Below are 18,361 nucleotides of genomic sequence, written 5' to 3'. Positions count from 1 at the left end.
CGGCGCCCAACCTGGCGGGCATCCACTTCGAGGGGCCGTTCCTCTCCCCCGTACGCCGGGGCGCCCAGACCCGGGACGCACTGCGCGCCCCCGACCGGGCCCTGCTGGAACGGCTGCTGTCCGCCGCCGGCGGGCACGCCCTGTCGATGACCATCGCCCCCGAACTCCCCGGCGCCCTCGACCTGATCAGGGACTACGGCGGGGAGGTGGTGTTCTGTCTCGGACACACCGATGCCACCGGCACACTCTTCCGGGAGGCCACCGCACTCGGCGCCCGGGCCGTCACCCACCTCTTCAACGCCATGCCGCCGCTGCACCACCGCGACCCCGGCCCGGTGGCCGCGGCGCTGCTCGATCCACGGCTGAGCTGTGAACTGATCCTCGACGGGCACCACTTGGCCGACGACACGGTCCGGCTGGCACACCGACTCGCCGGGCCGGGGCGGCTGATGCTCGTCAGCGACGCCATGCCGGCGGCCGGGCTGTCCGACGGCACCTACCGGTTCGCCGACCGCGTGGTCACCGTCGAAGCGGGCGTGGCCCACCTGCACGGCACCTCGACCCTCGCCGGGTCCACCCTGTTCGTCGCCGAGGCGTTCCGCCGTGCGGTCGACGGAATCGGGCTGCCGGTCACCGACGCCGTACGGATGGCGGCCACCACGGCCGCCGAGCTGTACGGGCTGAGCGACCGCGGCGTACTGCGCGCGGGCGCCCGGGCCGACCTGGTCGAACTCGGCGAGGATCTGCGCCCGGCGCGGGTGTGGCTGGCCGGCCGGGTGGCGGACCGGGCCGTGTGAGCGCGTCCGTCGCCCGCTCGCCCCCGACTTCACGAACTGAACGCGCGTCACCGTGTGATTGCATACGAAAGGAGACAATCCCCGCCTCCCGCCTGGGAGATGACCGCGCCTTCCGAACTCGGGACGCCTGGTACGTACACAAGTCTTGACGCGAACGAAACACGGGGCAAGGATCTGCGTACTCAGAGAGCGCTCTCTGCACCACCCCACCGGTGCGAAGGCGCGCTCCCTGCCCGTTCTCATTCGCTCAGGAGGGCATCCCCCCATGCAGTCACCTCCGCTCGGCCCGCCCGACCCGGACCGGTCCCACCACCTCAGCCGGCGCGGCTTCACCGCCTCCGTGGCATCCGCCGTGCTCGGCTCCCTGCTGCTCCCCGGCGTCGCCTCGGCGGACTCAGCGAGCGCGTCCACGAAGGACCGGAAGGCCGCAGCCCCGGTCGCCGGCGGCGGTGACCTCGGGCCGAACGTGATCGTCTTCGATCCGTCGACGGCCAACATCCAGGGCACGCTGGACCAGATCTTCGGCCAGCAGGAGAAGGCCCAGTTCGACACCCGCCGCTACGCCCTGCTGTTCAAGCCGGGCACGTACAACGGCCTCAACGCGCAGATCGGCTTCTACACCTCCATCGCGGGGCTCGGGAAGAACCCGGACGACGTCCAGATCAACGGCGATGTGACCGTGGACGCGGGCTGGTTCCAGGGCAACGCGACCCAGAACTTCTGGCGCTCCGCCGAGAACCTGGCGCTCACCCCGGTCAGCGGCGAGAACCGCTGGGCCGTCGCGCAGGCGGCGCCGTTCCGCCGTATGCACGTGAAGGGCGGGCTCAACCTGGCGCCCAACGGATACGGCTGGGCCAGCGGCGGCTACATCGCCGACAGCAAGATCGACGGTACGGTCTCCCCGTACTCCCAGCAGCAGTGGTACACCCGCGACAGCTCCATCGGCGGCTGGGGCAACGGCGTCTGGAACATGGTGTTCTCGGGCGTCCAGGGCGCTCCGGGGCAGGGCTTCCCGAACCCGCCGTACACCACACTCGGCACCACTCCGCTCTCCCGCGAGAAGCCGTATCTCTACCTGGACGGCGCCGACTACGCGGTGTTCGTGCCGTCGCTGCGTACCAACGCGAGCGGCACCTCGTGGGCGGGCGGCTCGACGCCCGGTACGTCGATTCCGCTCGACCAGTTCTACGTGGTGAAGGCGGGCGCGACCGCGGCGACCATCAACGAGGCGCTCGGCCAGGGCCTCAACCTGCTGTTCACGCCCGGCGTCTACCACGTGGACCAGACGATCAAGGTGACCCGGGCGAACACCGTCGTGCTCGGCATCGGCTTCCCGACGATCATCCCCGACAACGGGGTGACCGCCATCAGCACCGCCGATGTCGACGGCATCAAGCTGGCCGGTCTGCTGCTCGACGCGGGCGCCTCCAACTCGCCGTACCTGCTCCAGGTCGGGCCGACGGGCGCGTCCGCCGACCACGGCTCGAACCCGATCTCGGTGCAGGACGTGTTCGCCAGGGTCGGCGGCGCCGGGCCCGGGCTCGTCACCACCGCGGTGGAGGTCAACAGCAACAACACCATCATCGACCACACCTGGATCTGGCGGGCCGACCACGGCAGCGGGGTCGGCTGGACGGCCAACCCGTCCGACTACGGCCTGCGGGTGAACGGCGACAACGTCCTGGCGACGGGGCTGTTCGTCGAGCACTTCCAGAAGTACGACGTGGAGTGGACCGGCGAAGGCGGCCGGACCATCTTCTTCCAGAACGAGATCGCGTACGACCCGCCCAACCAGGCCGCCATCCAGAACGGCGACCGGCTCGGGTACGCGGCGTACAAGGTGGCCGACTCCGTGAACACGCACGAGGGTTGGGGTCTCGGCAGCTACTGCAACTTCACCGCGGACCCGAGCATCCGGCAGGACGCCGGCTTCGAGGCGCCGGTGAAGTCCGGGGTCAAGTTCCACGATCTGCTGGTCGTCTCGCTGGGCGGAGTGGGTCAGTACAACCACGTGATCAACAGCACCGGACCTGGCACGTCCGGTACGTCGACCGTCCCGTCGAACGTGGTCTCCTTCCCCTGACCCACGTCTCTTCGCGCGGCGATGACGCCCGAGGTCCGGCCTTCTCCGAGAGGGCCGGACCTCGCCGTGTGTGCCGGGGCGCCGGCCCGGGCCGCATGCCCCGCCCCCCTGACCCGTCCCGCGGGCCTTCCTCACCCCCGGCTGTGCGATCATCTGCTGGCGACGCCTCAAAGCCGCCATTTCTGCCCGGAGTTCAGGGTGAAGTGTGGACGAGCGATCGCCGCGGTCCCCGCGAGGGGACTCCCCGCATGACCACTCCCGCACGAGGAAGGCGGACGATCGATGACGGACGATGCCAGGAGCAGTGTGCCCCCCGCCCCCTTCCCCGGGACAACGGACGAGTGGCGTGTGTATCTGACCGAATACAGCGACTGGTTTCTGAACAACGCGACGGACAACTACCTCTACGACGTGTCGGAGCAGCAGATCAGCAGCCGTTGGGTGGGGTACGAGCCCGCCGACGAGCAACTGATCGCCGCGACCGAGGCCCGGCTCGGAGTGCCCCTGCCACCGAGCCTGCGCGCCTTCCTGCTCACCAGCGACGGCTGGGGCCCCGTCGCGGGATGGACCGACGCGCTGCGCTCCTGCGCCGACATCGAGTGGTTCCACGAGACACACGCGTCGTTCGTCGACGCGGTCGAGGAGGACGACGACGAGGAGTTGGACAACGGTGTCTTCCGGCACAGCCTGAGCATCGCCAGGGGCGAGGACGCCTTCCTGCTGGACACCAGGGAGATCCTGCCGAACGGCGAGTACAGGGCCCACCACCTCGCCGTGAAGTACGGCGACCTGTCGGACCCCTGCACCAGCTTCAGCGAACTCCTCACCCTGGGCCGGACGGAACTCGAGGACGTCATCGAGTAGGGGGCCTAACTCCCCTCGGTCGCCCCGGGATCCAACTGGAACGAACCGTGCTTCGCGGGTCCCGAGGGCCGGAGGGTGAGGATGGACACGCCGGTCCCCGTGGTCTTCGTGTCGGTCACATCGAACGACGTCGGCACACCGCCTTCGGGGAAGAGCCGGACGCCCTCGCCCAGGTACACCGGGTAGATCAGCAGCCGGTACTCGTCGATCAGGCCGTGTGCCATCAGCGAGCGGATGAGCGCGCCACTGCCGTGGATCTGCAACTCACCGCCGGTCTGCCGGTCCTTGGCCGCCTGGATCTCCCGTACGACGTCGGTCGAGATCAGTGTGGATCCCTGCCACTCCGCCTTCTCCAGTGTGGTGGACACCACGTGTTTGGGCAGGTTGTTCAGCCGGCTCGCGATGGGATCGTCCTGGTCGGGGAAGTGCGGCCAGTGCGCGGCGAAGATCTCGTACGTCCTACGGCCGAGGACGAATCCGCCGGCCTTGTCGAACACACCCTCCATGAATGCGCCCATGGCCTCGTCGGCGAAGGGCACCAGCCACCCACCGTGGGGGAACCCGTCGCGGGTGTCCTCGTCGGGTCCGCCCGGGGCCTGCATCACCCCGTCCAGCGTGACAAAGGTGGTCGCGGTCAGTTCTGCCATGATCGGGCTCCGTTCCACCGCGCCCTGGCGCGGCTCGTCAGCACTCTCTCCATCGTCACTCTCACCTCCTCAGACCGCAGCCCCGGGCAGAACTCATCGGTGTTCTCGGTGTTCTAGGTGTTTCTCCACCGCCGCCCGCTGCCCGCCGTCCCCAGCTCGTGCCGGCCAGGACCAGCACCGCTCCCAGCAGCCCCACCGCCCCGACGCGCTCGCCGCCGATCAGGATGCCGGTCACGGCGGCCCAGAGTGGTTCCGTACCGAGCAGCAGGCTGACACGCGACGGCGAGCTGCGGCGTACCGCCCAGGTCTGTACGAAGAACGCCACCAGGGTGCAGAAGACCGAGAGGAAGAGCAGGGTCAGCCACTCCCCCGCGTTGAATCCGGCGGCCACCGACCAGGGCCCCGGGCCGTTGCCCGGTACGGTGGCGAGCAGCGCGAACACGACGACGGCGCTGCCCAGTTGGACGGTGGTCAGCGACAACGAGTCGGCTCCGCGCACCGCCTTGACCCGCGAAACGGCCAGGACGTAACCGGTACGGGTGACCGCGGCCAGCAGCATCAGCAGATCCCCGGCCGAGGGCGCGGTGAATCCGGTGCCCTGGGTCAGCAGCGCCACACCCGTGACGGAGAGCGCCGCAGCGGCCACGAAGGATCCGCGCGGTCTGGTCCTGGTGATCACGGCCTCGGCGACCGGTGTGAAGATCATGGTGAGGCTGATGATGAGCCCGGCGTTGGTCGCCGAGGTGTGCACAACGCCGTAGGTCTCCAGCAGGAAGATCCCGCTCAGTGCGAGCCCGAGCAGTCCGGCTCCGCGCCACTGGGCCGCCTTCAGCTCCCGCAGCTTTCGCCACCCCGCCACGACGAGCACGGGCAGCGCGGCGGCGAACCGCAGCACGAGGACCGCGATGACGGTGTGTGTCGTGGTGACGCTCTTCGCCGCGAGGTAGCTCGATCCCCAGGCCACCGCGACGAGCACCACGGGCAGATCGGTGAGCCAGGCCCGGTGCGGTACGGAGCTGAGGGCGGCGGGGGTGTTTCGGGCGTTCGTCACGGCGCTCGGTCTCCGGTGGCGGTGTGGGGTGGAGACGTCGGTGGCTCGCACACGGGAGCTCACCGTACCGGCACGCACGTTCGTAGGCCGAGAGAGTTTCCGCACAGCCGAGGCCGTCGTTCGTCGGCCGGTATCGTGTCGCGGTTATGGAACACCAGGAGATCCAGCGGCGCTTCGCCGCGCTGACCACCGCCCATCTCGCGGACGCGTGCATCCGCGCCCAGGTGCCTGTGCGCTGTGCGCCGGCCCCGCTGTCCGCGCTGCGGCACGGGGACCGCGTCGCCGGGCGGGTACGCCCGGCCCGGCACGCGGGCAGTGTCGATGTCTTCCTCGAAGCCTTCGAGGGCTCCGCACCCGGCGATGTGCTGGTGGTCGACAACGGCGGCCGGCTCGACGAGGCGTGCGTCGGCGACCTGGTGGCCCTGGAGGCGCAGGCCGCGGGGCTGGCGGGGATCGTGATCTGGGGCCTGCACCGCGACACGGCCGACATCCTGGCCATCGGCCTGCCGGTGTTCAGCCTGGGCGCGACTTCGACCGGCCCGCAGTCGCTCACCGGCCGTTCCGGAATTGCCCTGCTGTCCGCCGCTGTCGGGGACTGGACCGTGGGGCCCGAGGATGTGGCCCTGGGCGACGACGACGGTGTGCTGTTCCTTCCGGCGGACAGGGCCGGGGAGCTTTTCACCCTCGCCGAGCGTATCCGTGACACCGAGCGGACCCAGGCGGAACGAATCAGGGCGGGGGTCTCCCTGCGCGAGCAGGTGCGGTTCGACGCCTATCTCGCCCGGCGCTCGCAGACACCTTCCCTGAGTTTCCGCGAGCACCTGCGCACCGTGGGCGGGGCCGTCGAGGAGTGATGCGGGGCGGGCTCACCGCTCCGCTGTCAGCCGCCCAGCTCCCGGTGGCGGGCGGCCAGTTGATCGGCGCCCCGCTGGGTGAGTGAGCCGAAGAGACGCAGCCGCGAGATCCCGCCGTCGGGAAAGATGTCGATCCGTACGTGGGTCGCGACCGCTGGGGCCGCCAGCACGATGCGGTGGTTCGTGTCGGGCTGGAGGAGGGTGCGGGGCAGGATCTCCGTCCACTCACCGCTCTCCCCGTCGCGGACCGAAAGCACGGCCCAGCCCGCCGAGTTGCCCTTGAGGTAGGCGGTGTCGATCTCGACGGCGCGGATCTCGGAGTGCGCGACGAGCCGGTAGCGGATCCAGTCGTTGCCCTTGTCGCGGCGGCGCCTGGTCTCCCAGCCGTCGTCCATCTTGTGGGAGCGGCCGGGCTGGATGGTGTTGGTGGCCGGTGAGTAGAAGCGGTCGGACGCGTCCTCGACCCGGCCGCCGTTCTCCAGCGCGACGAGGTCGAACGTACCGAGAGCCGCCAGCCACGCCGGGTCGGGCGCGACCTCGCCGTACACCCGCAGCCGGGCGATCCCGCCGTCGGGATGCTGGTTGACCCGCAGGTGGGTGAAGCGCTGGGCGGCGTCGACGGTGAAGCCGTTGGCCGCGTGGCCGCCGATCCTCGTACGGGGTACGAGGGTTGTCCACTTCACCCCGTCGCCGAGCAGGGTCTCGGGCGACGGCGAGCCGGGCAGCGAGGTGGCCTCGACGGAGACCGCGCGCGGGTAATTGCCCCTGAAGTGGGCGGTGTCGACGACGATCCCGTGGATGACACCGGGGGCGCCGAGCCTGACGAGCGCCCAGTCGTGGTCGTCGTCGGTGGGGTGCGGCTGCTCCGCCGAGATCCCGCGCCTGCGGCGGGTCTCCCAGCCGTCCATGACCTTGCCCTTGTGGCCGAAGTGCTCGGGGTCGAACTCCGCCGGGCCCGGCTTGAGGAGGTTCTCGCGGTGGGCGAAGAACTCGTCGTTGGCCGCGACGACTCCGGCGCCGAGCCGCCGGTCGGCGAGGTCGGCGAGGTGCGCGTAGGGGAAGGCTGTGGTGCGGTAGTCGGCGTACGGGTCGCCGCCCCCGTACGGGCCGGCGTCGCCGGTGAAGGAGGCTTCGGGCAGCGATCCGTTCGACAACGAGGCTTCGGGCACAGTCAGTTGTTCCTTTCCAGTAGGCGTCCTGAGGGTTCGGCGAAGGCGCCGTCGTGCGCGATCCTTCTCCCGCGCAGCCAGGCCGACCGGACAACGCCGTGCAGGGTCTTGCCCGCGTACGCCGTCACCTGGTTGCGGTGGTGCAGTGCGGCCGGGTCTACGGTGAAGGTCTCGTCGGGGGCGAAAATCGCGAAGTCGGCGTCGCGGCCCGCTTCGACGGCGCCCTTGCGGGTGAGTCCGGCCAGCGCAGCGGGGCCCGTCGACATCCAGCGGACGACGTCCTCCAGCGAGTGTCCGCGGCGGCGCGCCTCGGTCCAGATCGCCGGAAGGCCCAGTTGGAGCGAGGAGATCCCGCCCCAGGCGGTGGCGAAATCCGGGGTCTTGAGGTCGGTGGTGCAGGGCGAGTGATCGGAGACGACGCAGTCGATGGTCCCGTCAGCCAGCCCCTGCCACAGCGCGTCCTGGTTGGCGGCCTCCCGGATCGGCGGGCAGCACTTGAACTCCGTCGCCCCGTCCGGGACTTCCTCCGCCGTGAGGGTGAGGAAGTGCGGGCAGGACTCGACGGTGACCCGTACGCCTTCGCGCTTCGCCCCGGCGATCAGCGGCAGTGCGTCGGAGGACGACAGGTGCAGGACATGGACTCGGGCGCCGAGCCGCTTCGCCAGGGCGATGAGGCCCCCGATCGCGGTGTTCTCGGCGTTCCTCGGCCGCGAGGCGAGGAAGTCGGCGTACGCGGGACCGCCGCGCCCCGGCGCCGCAGCCAGCTCTCCCGGGTCCTCGGCGTGCACGATCAGCAGACCGCCGAAGCCGGTGATCTCGCCCAGGGAGCGGGCCAGTTGGTCCTGCCCGAGTTCGGGGAACTCCTCCACGCCGGAGGGCGAGAGGAAGCATTTGAAGCCGAACACCCCCGCGTCGTACAGCGGTTTGAGGTCATCGACGTTGCCGGGGATCGCGCCGCCCCAGAAGCCGACGTCCACATGGGCCTTCGTACGGGCCACCGACCGCTTCACCTCCAGATGGGCGGCGGTCGTCGTCGGCGGGAGGGAGTTGAGCGGCATGTCGAGCAGCGTCGTGATCCCGCCGGCGGCCGCGGCGCGGGTGGCGGTCCAGAAGCCCTCCCACTCGCTGCGGCCGGGATCGTTCACATGCACATGGGTGTCGACGAGCCCGGGAAGGACCACGTCGTCCCCGGCGTCCTCGAAGCGGGCGCCGGGCGGGACGGCGGCGTCGTACGGCAGGACGGCGGCGATCCGGCCGCCGGCGACGGCCACCGAGGCGGCCCGGGTCCCCTCGGGGGTGATGACGCGTGTCGAGCGCAGTACCAGGCTGACGTCGGGCACCCGAGTTCCTCGCTTCCCCAGAGAATTCAACGAACTGTTGAACGAGTCTTCACTCCGAGCCGCGCCGACGTCAAGGCCGCACCACCGAAGGGCACTCCTTCCCGCATATTTCCACAGAGTGGAATATATATTTCGCTAGGCAGAATGTATGCTGGGGCGTGGACAACAACGGCCCGGTAGGCTGCTTGCTTGCCCGCCGTCCCGAAAGGACCGTTGACGTGCCGTCGTCCAGCGCCAGCACCACCGACGCAGCCAAGACCGCTTCCGCCAGCGGTGGCGTCCAATCCCTTGAGCGCGCCTTCGACCTGCTCGAACGAATGGCGGACGCGGGTGGCGAGGTCGGCCTCAGCGAGCTGTCCGCCAGCAGCGGCCTGCCGCTGCCGACCATCCACCGCCTGATGCGCACGCTGGTCGCGTGCGGCTACGTACGCCAGCAGTCCAACCGGCGATACGCGCTCGGCCCCCGCCTGATCCGGCTCGGCGAGTCGGCGTCCCGGCTGCTCGGCACCTGGGCCAGGCCCTACCTGGCCCGGCTGGTCGAGGAAACCGGCGAGACCGCGAACATGGCGCTGCTCGACGGCGACGAGATCGTGTACGTCGCACAGGTGCCGTCCAAGCACTCGATGCGGATGTTCACCGAGGTGGGGCGTCGCGTGCTGCCCCACTCCACGGGTGTGGGCAAGGCGCTGCTGGCGCACACACCGGCCGACGAGGTACGGGCGCTGCTCGCCCGTACGGGCATGCCGGCCGCCACCGAGAAGACGATCACCACGGCCGACGGTTTCCTCGACGCCCTGGAGCAGGTGCGCAGGGCCGGATACGCGATCGACGACAACGAGCAGGAGATCGGGGTCCGCTGCCTCGCGGTCCCCATCCCCAACTCCCCCACGCCCGCCGCGATTTCCATCTCGGGCCCGGCGGGGCGGGTGACGGAGGCGGCGACGGAGAGGATCGTCCCGGTACTCCAGGAGGTGGCCCAGGACCTCTCCGAGGTGCTGGCCAACACGGCGGCCCAGTCCTGACCAACAGGTCCTGACCAACAGGTCCTGACCAACGGGTCCTGACCAACGGCGCGCGGCTTCGGGGGTGCGCGGCCCAGGTCCGGCCTGACAGGGCCTAGCGCGGCGGGCGGGGCAGGTCGCCGAAGAGGTCGACCGCCTCCCGTACGCCCAGGAGTGCGGAGGCGAGCGCGCTGACCGAGCCGATCGAGCCGACGATCAGCAGCAGCGAGCGGCGCATCCGAGCGGCCTCCGGAGTTCCTCCGGGCGCCGCCATCGCCCCCAGCGCGCCCAACTCGTCCTCGGCGATGGCCCGGTCCTTGAACTCGGCCGGATGCCCGGCCAGTTCACGGCGGAGCCGGGACACCGCGGCGCGCAACTCCAGCACTCTCAGCTCTTCGTCCGCCCCGGTCACCCGAGGCTGTCCCACGCTCTGCAACAAAGTTCTCCCCCTTCGCGCATCCCTGGGCCGGCGTCGCCCCTCGGACAGCTCCTTGAACGATGGTCAACCTCCAAGGTTCGCGGGCAAGTTAACGCCATGCCGCGCGGTATGCGCCACTCCCCGGACCGAATACGGCGGGAATGCGGGCGGATATCCCGCAGGTGGCCCCCGACCGGGCACACTCCCGGCACACCCACTGCTCACACTCGACACACTCGCGCCGCGCGTGGGCCGGGAGCCCACACCCGGACACACGCGGGCACACCGGCCACGCACGGACACGCGCGGCCACGTACCGCCCGGCCACGTACCGCCCGGCCGGTGGATGAGGTATGCAGAACGCATGGCAGGCCCACAGCGCGAAACCAGCGAACCGAAAAACCCTCCCGAGAACCCTCCCGTCGCAGGACTCCTGCTCGCCGCCGGCGGCGGCCGCAGGCTGGGCGGCCGCCCCAAAGCGCTGCTGAGCCACCGGGGCCGCCCGCTGGTCGAGTACGCCGTACGCACCCTGCGCGAGGGCGGCTGCTCCACGGTGCATGTGGTGCTGGGCGCCGCCTCGGACGAGGTGCGGCGGCGGGCCGAGCTGCCGGGATGCGTCCTGGTCGACAACCCGGGGTGGGCCGACGGCATGGGCTCGTCTCTGCGCGCCGGTCTCGACTCGCTCGCCGCCACGGACGCGCAGGCCGCGCTGGTCCTGCTCGTCGACCAGCCGGGGATCGGCCCGGCCGCCGTGGCACGGGTGCTGGCCGCCCACCGCTCCCCCGACTCGCTCGCTTCGGCGTCGTACGAGGGGAGGCGCGGGCACCCCGTACTGTTCGGCGCCCGCCGCTGGGTGGACATCTCGGCGGATGCGGTGGGCGATCGCGGGGCACGCGCGTATCTGAAGGCCCATGAGAACGACATCGTTCTGGTGGAGTGCGGGGATGTCGCCGAGCCGTACGACATCGACACGGTGGATGATCTGTCGCACCTGGAGTGAAGGCGGTGGCACTGTGCGCCACGGTCCCTTGATCCGAAGATTCTCGACGTCGACAAACCCTTCAACAAACCATTGAAGTTCCATCATGAGGAAACTACTATCCACTGGTCAGAAGCGCCCGACATCCCGGACGGCGCCCGCGACCGTATTCCAACGCCGCGGCACTCAGTGCCGTCCGAGGCGATCCGGCGGCCGCCAGGCACCGCCCGCCGAAGGAGTGACCACTCATGTCCGCACCAGCGCCGTCCCCGCTGGCCATCGTCGACGCCGACCCCCTGCCCCGGCAGGACGAGGTTCTCTCCGAGGCGGCTCTCGCCTTCATCGCCGAGCTGCACCGGCGGTTCACCCCTCGCCGTGACGAACTGCTCGCCCACCGGGCCGAGCGCCGCGCCGAGATCGCCCGTACCTCCAGCCTCGACTTCCTGCCGCAGACGGCGGACATCCGCGCCGACGAGAGCTGGCGGGTCGCCCCTTCGCCGGCCGCGCTCGACGACCGCAGGGTGGAGATCACCGGTCCGACCGACCGCAAGATGACCATCAACGCCCTCAACTCAGGTGCGAAGATCTGGCTCGCCGACTTCGAGGACGCGTCGGCGCCCACCTGGGAGAACGTGGTCACCGGGCAGCTCAACCTGATCGACGCGTACGAGCGGCGCATCGACTTCACCGAGCCGGCGTCCGGCAAGTCGTACGCGCTCAAGGACGCCGGTGAGCTCGCGACCGTCGTGATGCGCCCGCGCGGCTGGCATCTCGCCGAGCGCCACCTCCAGTTGGACGGTACGCCGGTGCCCGGCGCGCTCGTCGACTTCGGGCTGTACTTCTTCCACAACGCGAAGCGCCTGATCGGGCTCGGCAAGGGCCCGTACTTCTACCTGCCGAAGACGGAGTCATACCTGGAGGCGCGCCTCTGGAACGACGTGTTCGTCTTCGCCCAGGACTACATCGGCATCCCGCAGGGCACGGTCCGGGCGACCGTACTCATCGAGACCATCACAGCGGCGTACGAGATGGAGGAGATCCTCTACGAGCTGCGCGACCACGCGTCCGGGCTCAACGCCGGTCGCTGGGACTATCTCTTCTCCATCGTCAAGAACTTCCGTGACGGCGGAGCCAAGTTCGTCCTGCCGGACCGCAACGCGGTGACGATGACAGCGCCGTTCATGCGCGCGTACACCGAACTCCTCGTCCGCACCTGCCACAAGCGCGGCGCGCACGCGCTCGGCGGCATGGCGGCCTTCATCCCGTCGCGGCGCGACCCCGAGGTCAACAAGGTCGCCTTCGAGAAGGTCAAGGCCGACAAGGACCGCGAGGCGAACGACGGCTTCGACGGCTCCTGGGTCGCCCACCCCGACCTCGTACCGATCGCCATGGCCTCCTTCGACGCGGTGCTCGGCGAGCGGCCCAACCAGAAGGACCGGCTGCGCGAGGACGTCTCCGTCGCCCCCGGCGACCTGATCGCGGTCGACTCCCTCGACGCGAAGCCCACCTATGAGGGCCTGCACAACGCCGTTCAGGTCGGCATCCGTTACATCGAGGCCTGGCTGCGCGGCTCGGGCGCCGTGGCGATCTTCAACCTGATGGAGGACGCGGCCACGGCGGAGATCTCGCGCTCGCAGATCTGGCAGTGGATCAACGCGGGCGTCGAGTTCGAGCACGACGGGCGTACGGTACGGGCCACCCGGGAGCTGGTCCGTGAACTCGCCGCCGCCGAACTCGCCGCGATCCGCGCCGAGATCGGCGAGGAGGCCTTCGGCGCGGGCGCCTGGCAGCGGGCGCACGACCTGCTGCTGACGGTCGCGCTGGACGAGGAGTACGCGGACTTCCTCACGCTCCCCGCGTACGAGCAGCTCCGCGGCTGACCTGGCCGGATACGGACACAGGACCGCGCCCCTGGCCTCAACGAGGCCAGGGGCGCGGCGGGTTGGTCGAGAGCTGGGCCGGCCAGGAGCTGGGCCGGCCGAGAAGGTGTCAGCCGATGGATGTCAGGCAGAGGGAGGTCAGGACCCTGCCCTTCCGTGTTTCCTCGTAGCTGCTCTCGTCGTCCTTGCACTCGACGGCGTCGTCGCCGGCCTGGGTGACCTTGAACTGTGCCTTGCTGTCACCGCACTTGACGATTTCCAGGTCCGGGTTCGACTCCGTACCCGAGTTGTGCATGCAGTCGCCGACCACCGCGCTTGCGGGCATGGTGTCGTGGTTGAGCAGGTAGAACACACCCACTCCGATCAGCACGACAACGGCCGCGACGATCTTGATCTTGGGCCACAAGCCCGTGAACCGCGCATCGGCGGCGGCGCCATGGGCGGGGTCGGCCCGCCGAACTGCGGCTGGCCGAACTGCGGCTGACCGGGCTGTCCGGGAGCCTGTCCGTACGGCGGCTGGCCGGGCTGCTGACCGTACGGCTGCTGGCCGTAGGCAGGCTGCTGGCCCCCCGGAACCGGCTGGCCGCCCTGCTGACCCGCTGGGCCGTAAGGGTTGTAGCCGCTCTGCGGTGTTGGCGTAGAAATGGTGGATCCCCCATTGAACTTGCTGTGATCTCGCTGTGAGCACATCCGCTTGATGTGCTCACGATAAGTTAGCGGCTCCATTCGGCCACAGCGGCGCCGGGGGGTGCGGACCGTCGGCCGATGAGTTTCGGCGACGGCGACGGTCTTCACCCCATGGAAACAACAGCGGAAACAGAGACGCCTGACCTCGGGCCCTTGTGCCGCGAGGTCGCCCGGCTGCTCGGCGAGGTGGGAGACGAGCGGCTCGGCGGCCCGACGCCGTGTCCCGAGTACGCCGTACGGGACATCCTGGCGCACCTGCTCGGACTGACCGTCGCGTTCCGGGACGCGGCCCGCAAGGACCTCGGGCCGACGACCGCCTCGTCACCCGACGGCGGCCTGCCCGAACTCACCCCCGACTGGCGCGAGATGCTGCCACTTCAGCTCACCGAGATGGCCGACGCCTGGCGCTCCCCCGCCGCCTGGGACGGCCCCACCCGGGTCGGCGGCGTCAACCTGCCGGGCGGGGCCGTCGGGCTCATCGGGCTCAACGAGGTACTGGTCCATGGCTGGGACCTGGCGCGGAGCGCGGGCGTACCGTACGCACCCGACGAGGCCAGCCTGCGGGCGGCGCACACCCTGCTCGCCCCCACCACCGGGGTCGGGGACGGCGCCACCTCCGGCGAGGGCCTGTTCGGTCCCCCGTTTGACGTCCCCGCGAACGCACCGCTGCTCGACCGTGTCATCGGCCTCAGCGGTCGCGACCCCGGGTGGCGGCCGGCGGGCTGAGTCACACGGGGCACTCAGGACCCGCCCGGCCGAGCGGACGGGCCCTGCTGACCGATCAGCGGACCAGTCAGCAGGCCGGTCAGCCGAGCAGTTTCTCCACGGCGTCGAGAATGGTCCCGGCCTCGGTGCGGGTGGTGTAGTCGGGGTGGACGTCGATCCAGCGGATCGTGCCGTCGGCGTCGACCAGCACGGTCGAGGGCATGGGCAGCGTGTGTGTCCCGTCCGCGTTGACCGCGGCGAGGTCGAGGCCCAGCTCCGCCTGGGCGCCGCGCGCCGCGTCCGTCGGGGCGGTGAGGACGGAGAGCTGCCCGGCGATCTGGTTGCCGGGGTCCGACAGCACCGTGTACGTCAGTTCGTTGGTCTCGCGCATCGACAGCGAACCGTCGGGCGCCTGCGGGCTGATCGCGATCAGCGCGACATTCCGCGCGTCCAGCGCCGGTACGACCTGCTCCTGATAGGTGCGCAGGGTGAGGTTGCAGTACGGGCACCAGGCCCCGCGGTAGAAGACGATGACCGCCGGGCGCCCTTCCCGCGCGCGCAGCAGCGTGGTGGGCGCCCCGTGGACGTCGAGCAGGGCCCCGTCCGGCATCGCGGAGCCCGGCTGCGGGATGCCGGACGGGAGACCGGCCGCTTCGAGGTCCGCCTGCTCGGCGGCGAAGGCCGCGACGACACCGGCGGGCATCTGCGAGGCGACGCCCTCCTTGAGCGCGGCCGACTGCTCGGCAATGGTCGTACGGCTGTGGTCCGTTGTGGTCACGGGGACCCCCTTCAATTGGACAGCGATCGGCGGCCGCTCCGATGGGAGCGAACACCGGTATGGAATGGGCGCTCCAGAACCATACGCTTTTTTTGAAGTAACCACTCCATTACAAAGACCGCATAACGGGCATTTCTTGTAACGTTCGCTCCAAAATCGGTACGCTGATCACATGCAAGCCGATGAGGTCGTGACCGCCGCACCGCGCCTGACGCGCAAGGGGCAGGAAACACGCAGCAGGATCGCGGCCGCCGCGGCGGCCCTCATGTTCGAGCACGGCGTGGCCGGCACGAGCATCGAGGACGTACAGACAGCCGCGGGGGTCAGCCCTTCGCAGGTCTACCACTACTTCAAGGACAAGAAGTCCCTGGTCAGGTCCGTGATCGCCTATCAGACGGACGCGGTGCTCGACGCCCAGCAGCCCCTGCTCGGCCGCCTCGACACCATGCGGGGGCTCAGGGCGTGGCGTGACGCCATCGTGGAGTTGCAGCAGCACCGCGACTGCCAGGGCGGCTGCCCCATCGGTTCGCTCGGCAGCGAACTCGCCGAGACCGACCCACAGGCGCGCGAGGACGTCGCCGCCGGTTTCGCGCGCTGGGAGCGTGCCATCCGCGACGGCATGCAGGCCATGCACGACCGGCGCGAGCTACGGGCGGACGCCGACCCCGACCAGCTCGGCCTCGCGATCCTCACCGCATTGCAGGGCGGACTCCTCATGACCCAGATCCGCCGCGACACCCGCGCCCTCGAAGCCGCCCTGGACACGGTGCTCGACCACGTCGAAACGCTGCGCGTCGAAGCCCCCTGACGGACGCGCGCAGGATCTGTTCAAGAGGTGGATCACCGCGAGCCACGCCGGGACCGTTTTACGGCCGTGATCCACTCCCGGAACGGGCCCCGGAAAGACCCCGGAAAGGGATCGCCCTGTCTTCGCGTCCGGGCGACTCGTCCACCAGGCCCGGTATCCCCACTCCTGAAACAGGTCATATGAGCTTGGATCCTGTACCCGTCGACCGTGAGCCGACAGCCGGGGCTGTCCTGCTGACCGGCATCCCCGCGAGCGGGAAGTCAACGGTGGCCGCCGCGTTGGCCGGCCGGCTCCGGATGTCGGCCCATATCGAGGTGGACGCACTCCAGGAGATGATCGTCAGCGGTGGGCGATGGCCCTCGCCGGCCGGGGACGTGGAAGCCGACCGGCAGATCTTCCTGCGGGCCCGCAACGCATGCCTTCTGGCGGACAGCTTCGCGCGGGCCGGTTTCGTCCCGGTGCTCGATGACGTGGTGGTTCGCCGTTCCCACCTCGACTTCTACCGCACGACGCTGACGGCCGTGCCGTTCCACCTCGTCATCCTGGCTCCCGGCCCTGCCGTGGCGCGGCGGCGCAACCAGGCTCGGGACAAGGCTCTGGCCACGGACTGGTCGCCGTTGGACGAGGCGATGCGCTCCGAGCTCGCGCAGCAGGGAACCTGGATCGACAACGCGGCGCAGACGGTTGAGGAAACAGTCGAAGCGATTCTGGCCCTGACCGGTCTGGCGACCAGCTCCGGGGGCCATCAGCCTCCGCGCTGATCCTCAGGTGGCGCGTGGAAAGAGTGTGACCGGCACATTCGACACACGGCCTACGAGAGCACGAGCATCAGGTGCTCGTCCTCCCCGTGCCGCACGGTCCCGGTGCGCACGAAGCCGTGCTTCTCCAACAGCCTTACGGAGCCGGTGTTCCCGGCGAAGGGGTCGGCATGGAGCGGGCGCGCCGGCTCCCGCCGCAGGAAGAGCCCCAGCGCCTGGGTGCCGATGCCGCGCCCCCAGTACGCCTGGCCGAGCACGTACCCGATGAACCGCCTCTCCTGCTCCCACCAGGCCACAACATGCCCCGCCGGCTCACCGTCCACGGTCACCGTCCGCACATGAACGTCCGGACGCCCCAAGATCCTTGCACGCCAGTGGGCCATGAAGGCCTCCCGCTCCCGAGGCGCGAATCTCGAACGCCGCACCGCCTCCGGGTCGTTCTCCTGCTCGAAGAACGGGTCCAGATCCGCTTCCTCGACCTCGCGCAACCGCACACGCTCATCCATGTCGACGGAGTCTGCCATCGAGCACTGACAACGCCCCCGGCCCGCACCGGACACGGGCCGGCGCGTGAGACGGGCGAGGATACGTGACCGCCTCGCCACCCGGTCCCGTACGGGCGAAAACCGGTGCCCGATACGCGAATGCCGGGCAATATGTCCCCACTCACGTACTGTGCGAAGGCCGACCGGCGCACGCCACGGGGAAAGGCCCGATCCGTGATCCACGCTCTCCGCCGCCCGCTTCTCGTCCTGCTCCTGCTGATGATCGGCCTCTGCACCGCGTGCAGCTCCGCCTCCGGCGCGTCCGCCGGGCTCAACGACCCGGCAAAGAAGAACATCGCGATGAAACTGGTCTCCAGCGCCGAGAACTCCTCACTGAACTGGCAGGACCAGTACCGCTACATCGAGGACATCGGCGACGGCCGCGGCTACACCGCCGGCATCATCGGGTTCTGCACCGGCTGCGGCGATCTGCTCCAGGTCGTGGAGCGGTACACAAAGGCCAAGCCCCGTAACGTCCTTGCGCCCTTCCTTCCCGCCCTGCGCAAGGTGAAGGGCACCGCCTCCCACAGCGGGCTCGGCCGTCCCTTCACCGACGCCTGGAAGAAGGCGGCCAAGGACCCCGCGATGCGCGCGGCACAGGACGCGGAGCGTGACCGGCAGTACTTCACCCCCGCCGTCAGCCGGGCGAAGGCCGACGGCCTCGGCACACTGGGGCAGTTCATCTACTACGACGCCTACGTCATGCACGGCTCCGACGACTCGGACGGCTCGGTCGGCTTCCGCACCCTGCGCGCCCGCGCCATGCGTAAGGCCGAGACGCCCCACGAAGGCGGCGACGAGACCGCGTACTTGAACGCGTTCCTGGACGTACGGGTGGCAGCCATCAAGCACGAGCCGTCGCACGCCGACACGAGCCGGATCGACACGGCGCAGCGCGTCTTCCTCGACGCGGGGAACCTGAATCTCGATGTCCCGCTCAAGTGGAAGGTGTACGGCGACAGTTACCGCATCGACGCCGAATAGCCCCTGCCGCTCC

General features: G+C 70.0%; 19 protein-coding genes. 11 read left to right on the top strand and 8 right to left on the bottom strand.

Annotated features, from left to right (window positions below; translation table 11 throughout):
• The 3 genes from QR77_RS42940 to QR77_RS34195 all read left to right on the top strand — a co-directional run.
• On the top strand, window positions 1-797 hold a 797-nt coding region (locus QR77_RS42940), incomplete at its 5' end, for an amidohydrolase family protein (protein WP_201778843.1).
• Between the two features lie 265 nt (window positions 798-1,062).
• Window positions 1,063-2,880 carry a coagulation factor 5/8 type domain-containing protein gene (locus QR77_RS34200; RefSeq protein WP_078877486.1) on the top strand — a complete coding sequence of 606 codons (1,818 nt, stop codon included), beginning with the start codon at window positions 1,063-1,065 and terminating at the stop codon, window positions 2,878-2,880.
• Window positions 2,881-3,162: 282 nt separating this feature from the next.
• Window positions 3,163-3,744: an SMI1/KNR4 family protein gene (locus QR77_RS34195; RefSeq protein WP_052489259.1), complete on the top strand. Its 582-nt coding sequence runs from the start codon at window positions 3,163-3,165 to the stop codon at window positions 3,742-3,744.
• Window positions 3,745-3,749: 5 nt separating this feature from the next.
• Here the strand turns inward: QR77_RS34195 and QR77_RS34190 are convergent, their stop codons facing one another.
• Both QR77_RS34190 and QR77_RS34185 read right to left on the bottom strand, forming a co-directional pair.
• Window positions 3,750-4,391, bottom strand: coding sequence for a dihydrofolate reductase family protein (locus QR77_RS34190; RefSeq protein WP_040029126.1), 642 nt, complete (start codon window positions 4,389-4,391; stop codon window positions 3,750-3,752).
• Between the two features lie 61 nt (window positions 4,392-4,452).
• Window positions 4,453-5,442: a DMT family transporter gene (locus QR77_RS34185; RefSeq protein ID WP_078877484.1), complete on the bottom strand. Its 990-nt coding sequence runs from the start codon at window positions 5,440-5,442 to the stop codon at window positions 4,453-4,455.
• A gap of 146 nt (window positions 5,443-5,588) precedes the next feature.
• Here QR77_RS34185 and QR77_RS34180 point away from each other — a divergent pair, with 146 nt between their 5' ends.
• Complete coding sequence (locus QR77_RS34180) at window positions 5,589-6,296, top strand: dimethylmenaquinone methyltransferase (RefSeq protein WP_040025907.1); 708 nt, start codon at window positions 5,589-5,591, stop codon at window positions 6,294-6,296.
• A gap of 26 nt (window positions 6,297-6,322) precedes the next feature.
• Here the strand turns inward: QR77_RS34180 and alc are convergent, their stop codons facing one another.
• The gene (gene alc / locus QR77_RS34175; RefSeq protein ID WP_040029124.1) at window positions 6,323-7,450 is read right to left on the bottom strand and encodes an allantoicase; all 1,128 of its coding nucleotides are present in this window, start codon (window positions 7,448-7,450) and stop codon (window positions 6,323-6,325) included.
• A gap of 17 nt (window positions 7,451-7,467) precedes the next feature.
• Window positions 7,468-8,805 (bottom strand): allantoinase AllB, encoded by a 1,338-nt coding sequence (gene allB, locus QR77_RS34170; RefSeq protein WP_040025906.1) that lies wholly within the window; start codon window positions 8,803-8,805, stop codon window positions 7,468-7,470.
• A gap of 218 nt (window positions 8,806-9,023) precedes the next feature.
• Between allB and QR77_RS34165 the strand changes: the two genes are divergently transcribed.
• Window positions 9,024-9,827: an IclR family transcriptional regulator gene (locus tag QR77_RS34165; protein ID WP_040025905.1), complete on the top strand. Its 804-nt coding sequence runs from the start codon at window positions 9,024-9,026 to the stop codon at window positions 9,825-9,827.
• 94 nt (window positions 9,828-9,921) lie between these two features.
• Here the strand turns inward: QR77_RS34165 and QR77_RS34160 are convergent, their stop codons facing one another.
• The gene (locus tag QR77_RS34160; RefSeq protein ID WP_078877482.1) at window positions 9,922-10,245 is read right to left on the bottom strand and encodes a DUF5955 family protein; all 324 of its coding nucleotides are present in this window, start codon (window positions 10,243-10,245) and stop codon (window positions 9,922-9,924) included.
• A gap of 343 nt (window positions 10,246-10,588) precedes the next feature.
• Here QR77_RS34160 and QR77_RS34155 point away from each other — a divergent pair, with 343 nt between their 5' ends.
• On the top strand, window positions 10,589-11,224 hold the full coding sequence (locus QR77_RS34155; protein ID WP_040025903.1) for a nucleotidyltransferase family protein: 636 nt from the start codon (window positions 10,589-10,591) through the stop codon (window positions 11,222-11,224).
• Between the two features lie 227 nt (window positions 11,225-11,451).
• Window positions 11,452-13,083 carry a malate synthase A gene (gene aceB / locus QR77_RS34150; RefSeq protein WP_040025902.1) on the top strand — a complete coding sequence of 544 codons (1,632 nt, stop codon included), beginning with the start codon at window positions 11,452-11,454 and terminating at the stop codon, window positions 13,081-13,083.
• 109 nt (window positions 13,084-13,192) lie between these two features.
• Here aceB and QR77_RS42535 read toward each other — a convergent pair whose 3' ends face one another.
• On the bottom strand, window positions 13,193-13,489 hold the full coding sequence (locus QR77_RS42535; RefSeq protein ID WP_052489258.1) for a hypothetical protein: 297 nt from the start codon (window positions 13,487-13,489) through the stop codon (window positions 13,193-13,195).
• A gap of 359 nt (window positions 13,490-13,848) precedes the next feature.
• Here QR77_RS42535 and QR77_RS34140 point away from each other — a divergent pair, with 359 nt between their 5' ends.
• On the top strand, window positions 13,849-14,496 hold the full coding sequence (locus QR77_RS34140) for a TIGR03086 family metal-binding protein (protein ID WP_236710932.1): 648 nt from the start codon (window positions 13,849-13,851) through the stop codon (window positions 14,494-14,496).
• Between the two features lie 79 nt (window positions 14,497-14,575).
• On the opposite strand, the gene QR77_RS34135 is transcribed toward QR77_RS34140, so the two are convergent.
• Window positions 14,576-15,253, bottom strand: a complete 678-nt coding sequence (locus tag QR77_RS34135) for a peroxiredoxin-like family protein (protein WP_040025901.1) — start codon at window positions 15,251-15,253, stop codon at window positions 14,576-14,578.
• A 172-nt stretch (window positions 15,254-15,425) separates the two neighbouring features.
• On the opposite strand from QR77_RS34135, the gene QR77_RS34130 reads away from it, so the two are divergent.
• Both QR77_RS34130 and QR77_RS34125 read left to right on the top strand, forming a co-directional pair.
• On the top strand, window positions 15,426-16,061 hold the full coding sequence (locus QR77_RS34130) for a TetR/AcrR family transcriptional regulator (protein ID WP_040025900.1): 636 nt from the start codon (window positions 15,426-15,428) through the stop codon (window positions 16,059-16,061).
• Between the two features lie 179 nt (window positions 16,062-16,240).
• Complete coding sequence (locus tag QR77_RS34125; RefSeq protein ID WP_040025899.1) at window positions 16,241-16,822, top strand: AAA family ATPase; 582 nt, start codon at window positions 16,241-16,243, stop codon at window positions 16,820-16,822.
• Window positions 16,823-16,872: 50 nt separating this feature from the next.
• On the opposite strand, the gene QR77_RS34120 is transcribed toward QR77_RS34125, so the two are convergent.
• Entirely contained in the window at window positions 16,873-17,325 is a 453-nt protein-coding gene (locus tag QR77_RS34120) for a GNAT family N-acetyltransferase (protein WP_078877923.1), read from the bottom strand.
• A 258-nt stretch (window positions 17,326-17,583) separates the two neighbouring features.
• Between QR77_RS34120 and QR77_RS34115 the strand changes: the two genes are divergently transcribed.
• Window positions 17,584-18,348, top strand: a complete 765-nt coding sequence (locus QR77_RS34115) for a chitosanase (RefSeq protein ID WP_107069151.1) — start codon at window positions 17,584-17,586, stop codon at window positions 18,346-18,348.
• Window positions 18,349-18,361: the final 13 nt, after the last annotated feature.

This window comes from Streptomyces sp. 150FB (assembly GCF_000818195.1).
Classification (GTDB): Bacteria; Actinomycetota; Actinomycetes; order Streptomycetales; family Streptomycetaceae; genus Streptomyces.
This window is presented reverse-complemented; position numbering and strand designations above follow the sequence as displayed.

Coding starts and splice junctions, on each gene's coding strand:
- QR77_RS34200 (WP_078877486.1), top strand. CDS start 1,063: ATGCAGTCACCTCCGCTCGGCCCGCCCGACCCGGACCGGTCCCACCAC.
- QR77_RS34195 (WP_052489259.1), top strand. CDS start 3,163: ATGACGGACGATGCCAGGAGCAGTGTGCCCCCCGCCCCCTTCCCCGGG.
- QR77_RS34190 (WP_040029126.1), bottom strand. CDS start 4,391: ATGGCAGAACTGACCGCGACCACCTTTGTCACGCTGGACGGGGTGATG.
- QR77_RS34180 (WP_040025907.1), top strand. CDS start 5,589: ATGGAACACCAGGAGATCCAGCGGCGCTTCGCCGCGCTGACCACCGCC.
- QR77_RS34155 (WP_040025903.1), top strand. CDS start 10,589: ATGGCAGGCCCACAGCGCGAAACCAGCGAACCGAAAAACCCTCCCGAG.
- aceB (WP_040025902.1), top strand. CDS start 11,452: ATGTCCGCACCAGCGCCGTCCCCGCTGGCCATCGTCGACGCCGACCCC.
- QR77_RS34140 (WP_236710932.1), top strand. CDS start 13,849: ATGAGTTTCGGCGACGGCGACGGTCTTCACCCCATGGAAACAACAGCG.
- QR77_RS34130 (WP_040025900.1), top strand. CDS start 15,426: ATGCAAGCCGATGAGGTCGTGACCGCCGCACCGCGCCTGACGCGCAAG.
- QR77_RS34125 (WP_040025899.1), top strand. CDS start 16,241: ATGAGCTTGGATCCTGTACCCGTCGACCGTGAGCCGACAGCCGGGGCT.
- QR77_RS34120 (WP_078877923.1), bottom strand. CDS start 17,325: ATGGATGAGCGTGTGCGGTTGCGCGAGGTCGAGGAAGCGGATCTGGAC.
- QR77_RS34115 (WP_107069151.1), top strand. CDS start 17,584: ATGATCGGCCTCTGCACCGCGTGCAGCTCCGCCTCCGGCGCGTCCGCC.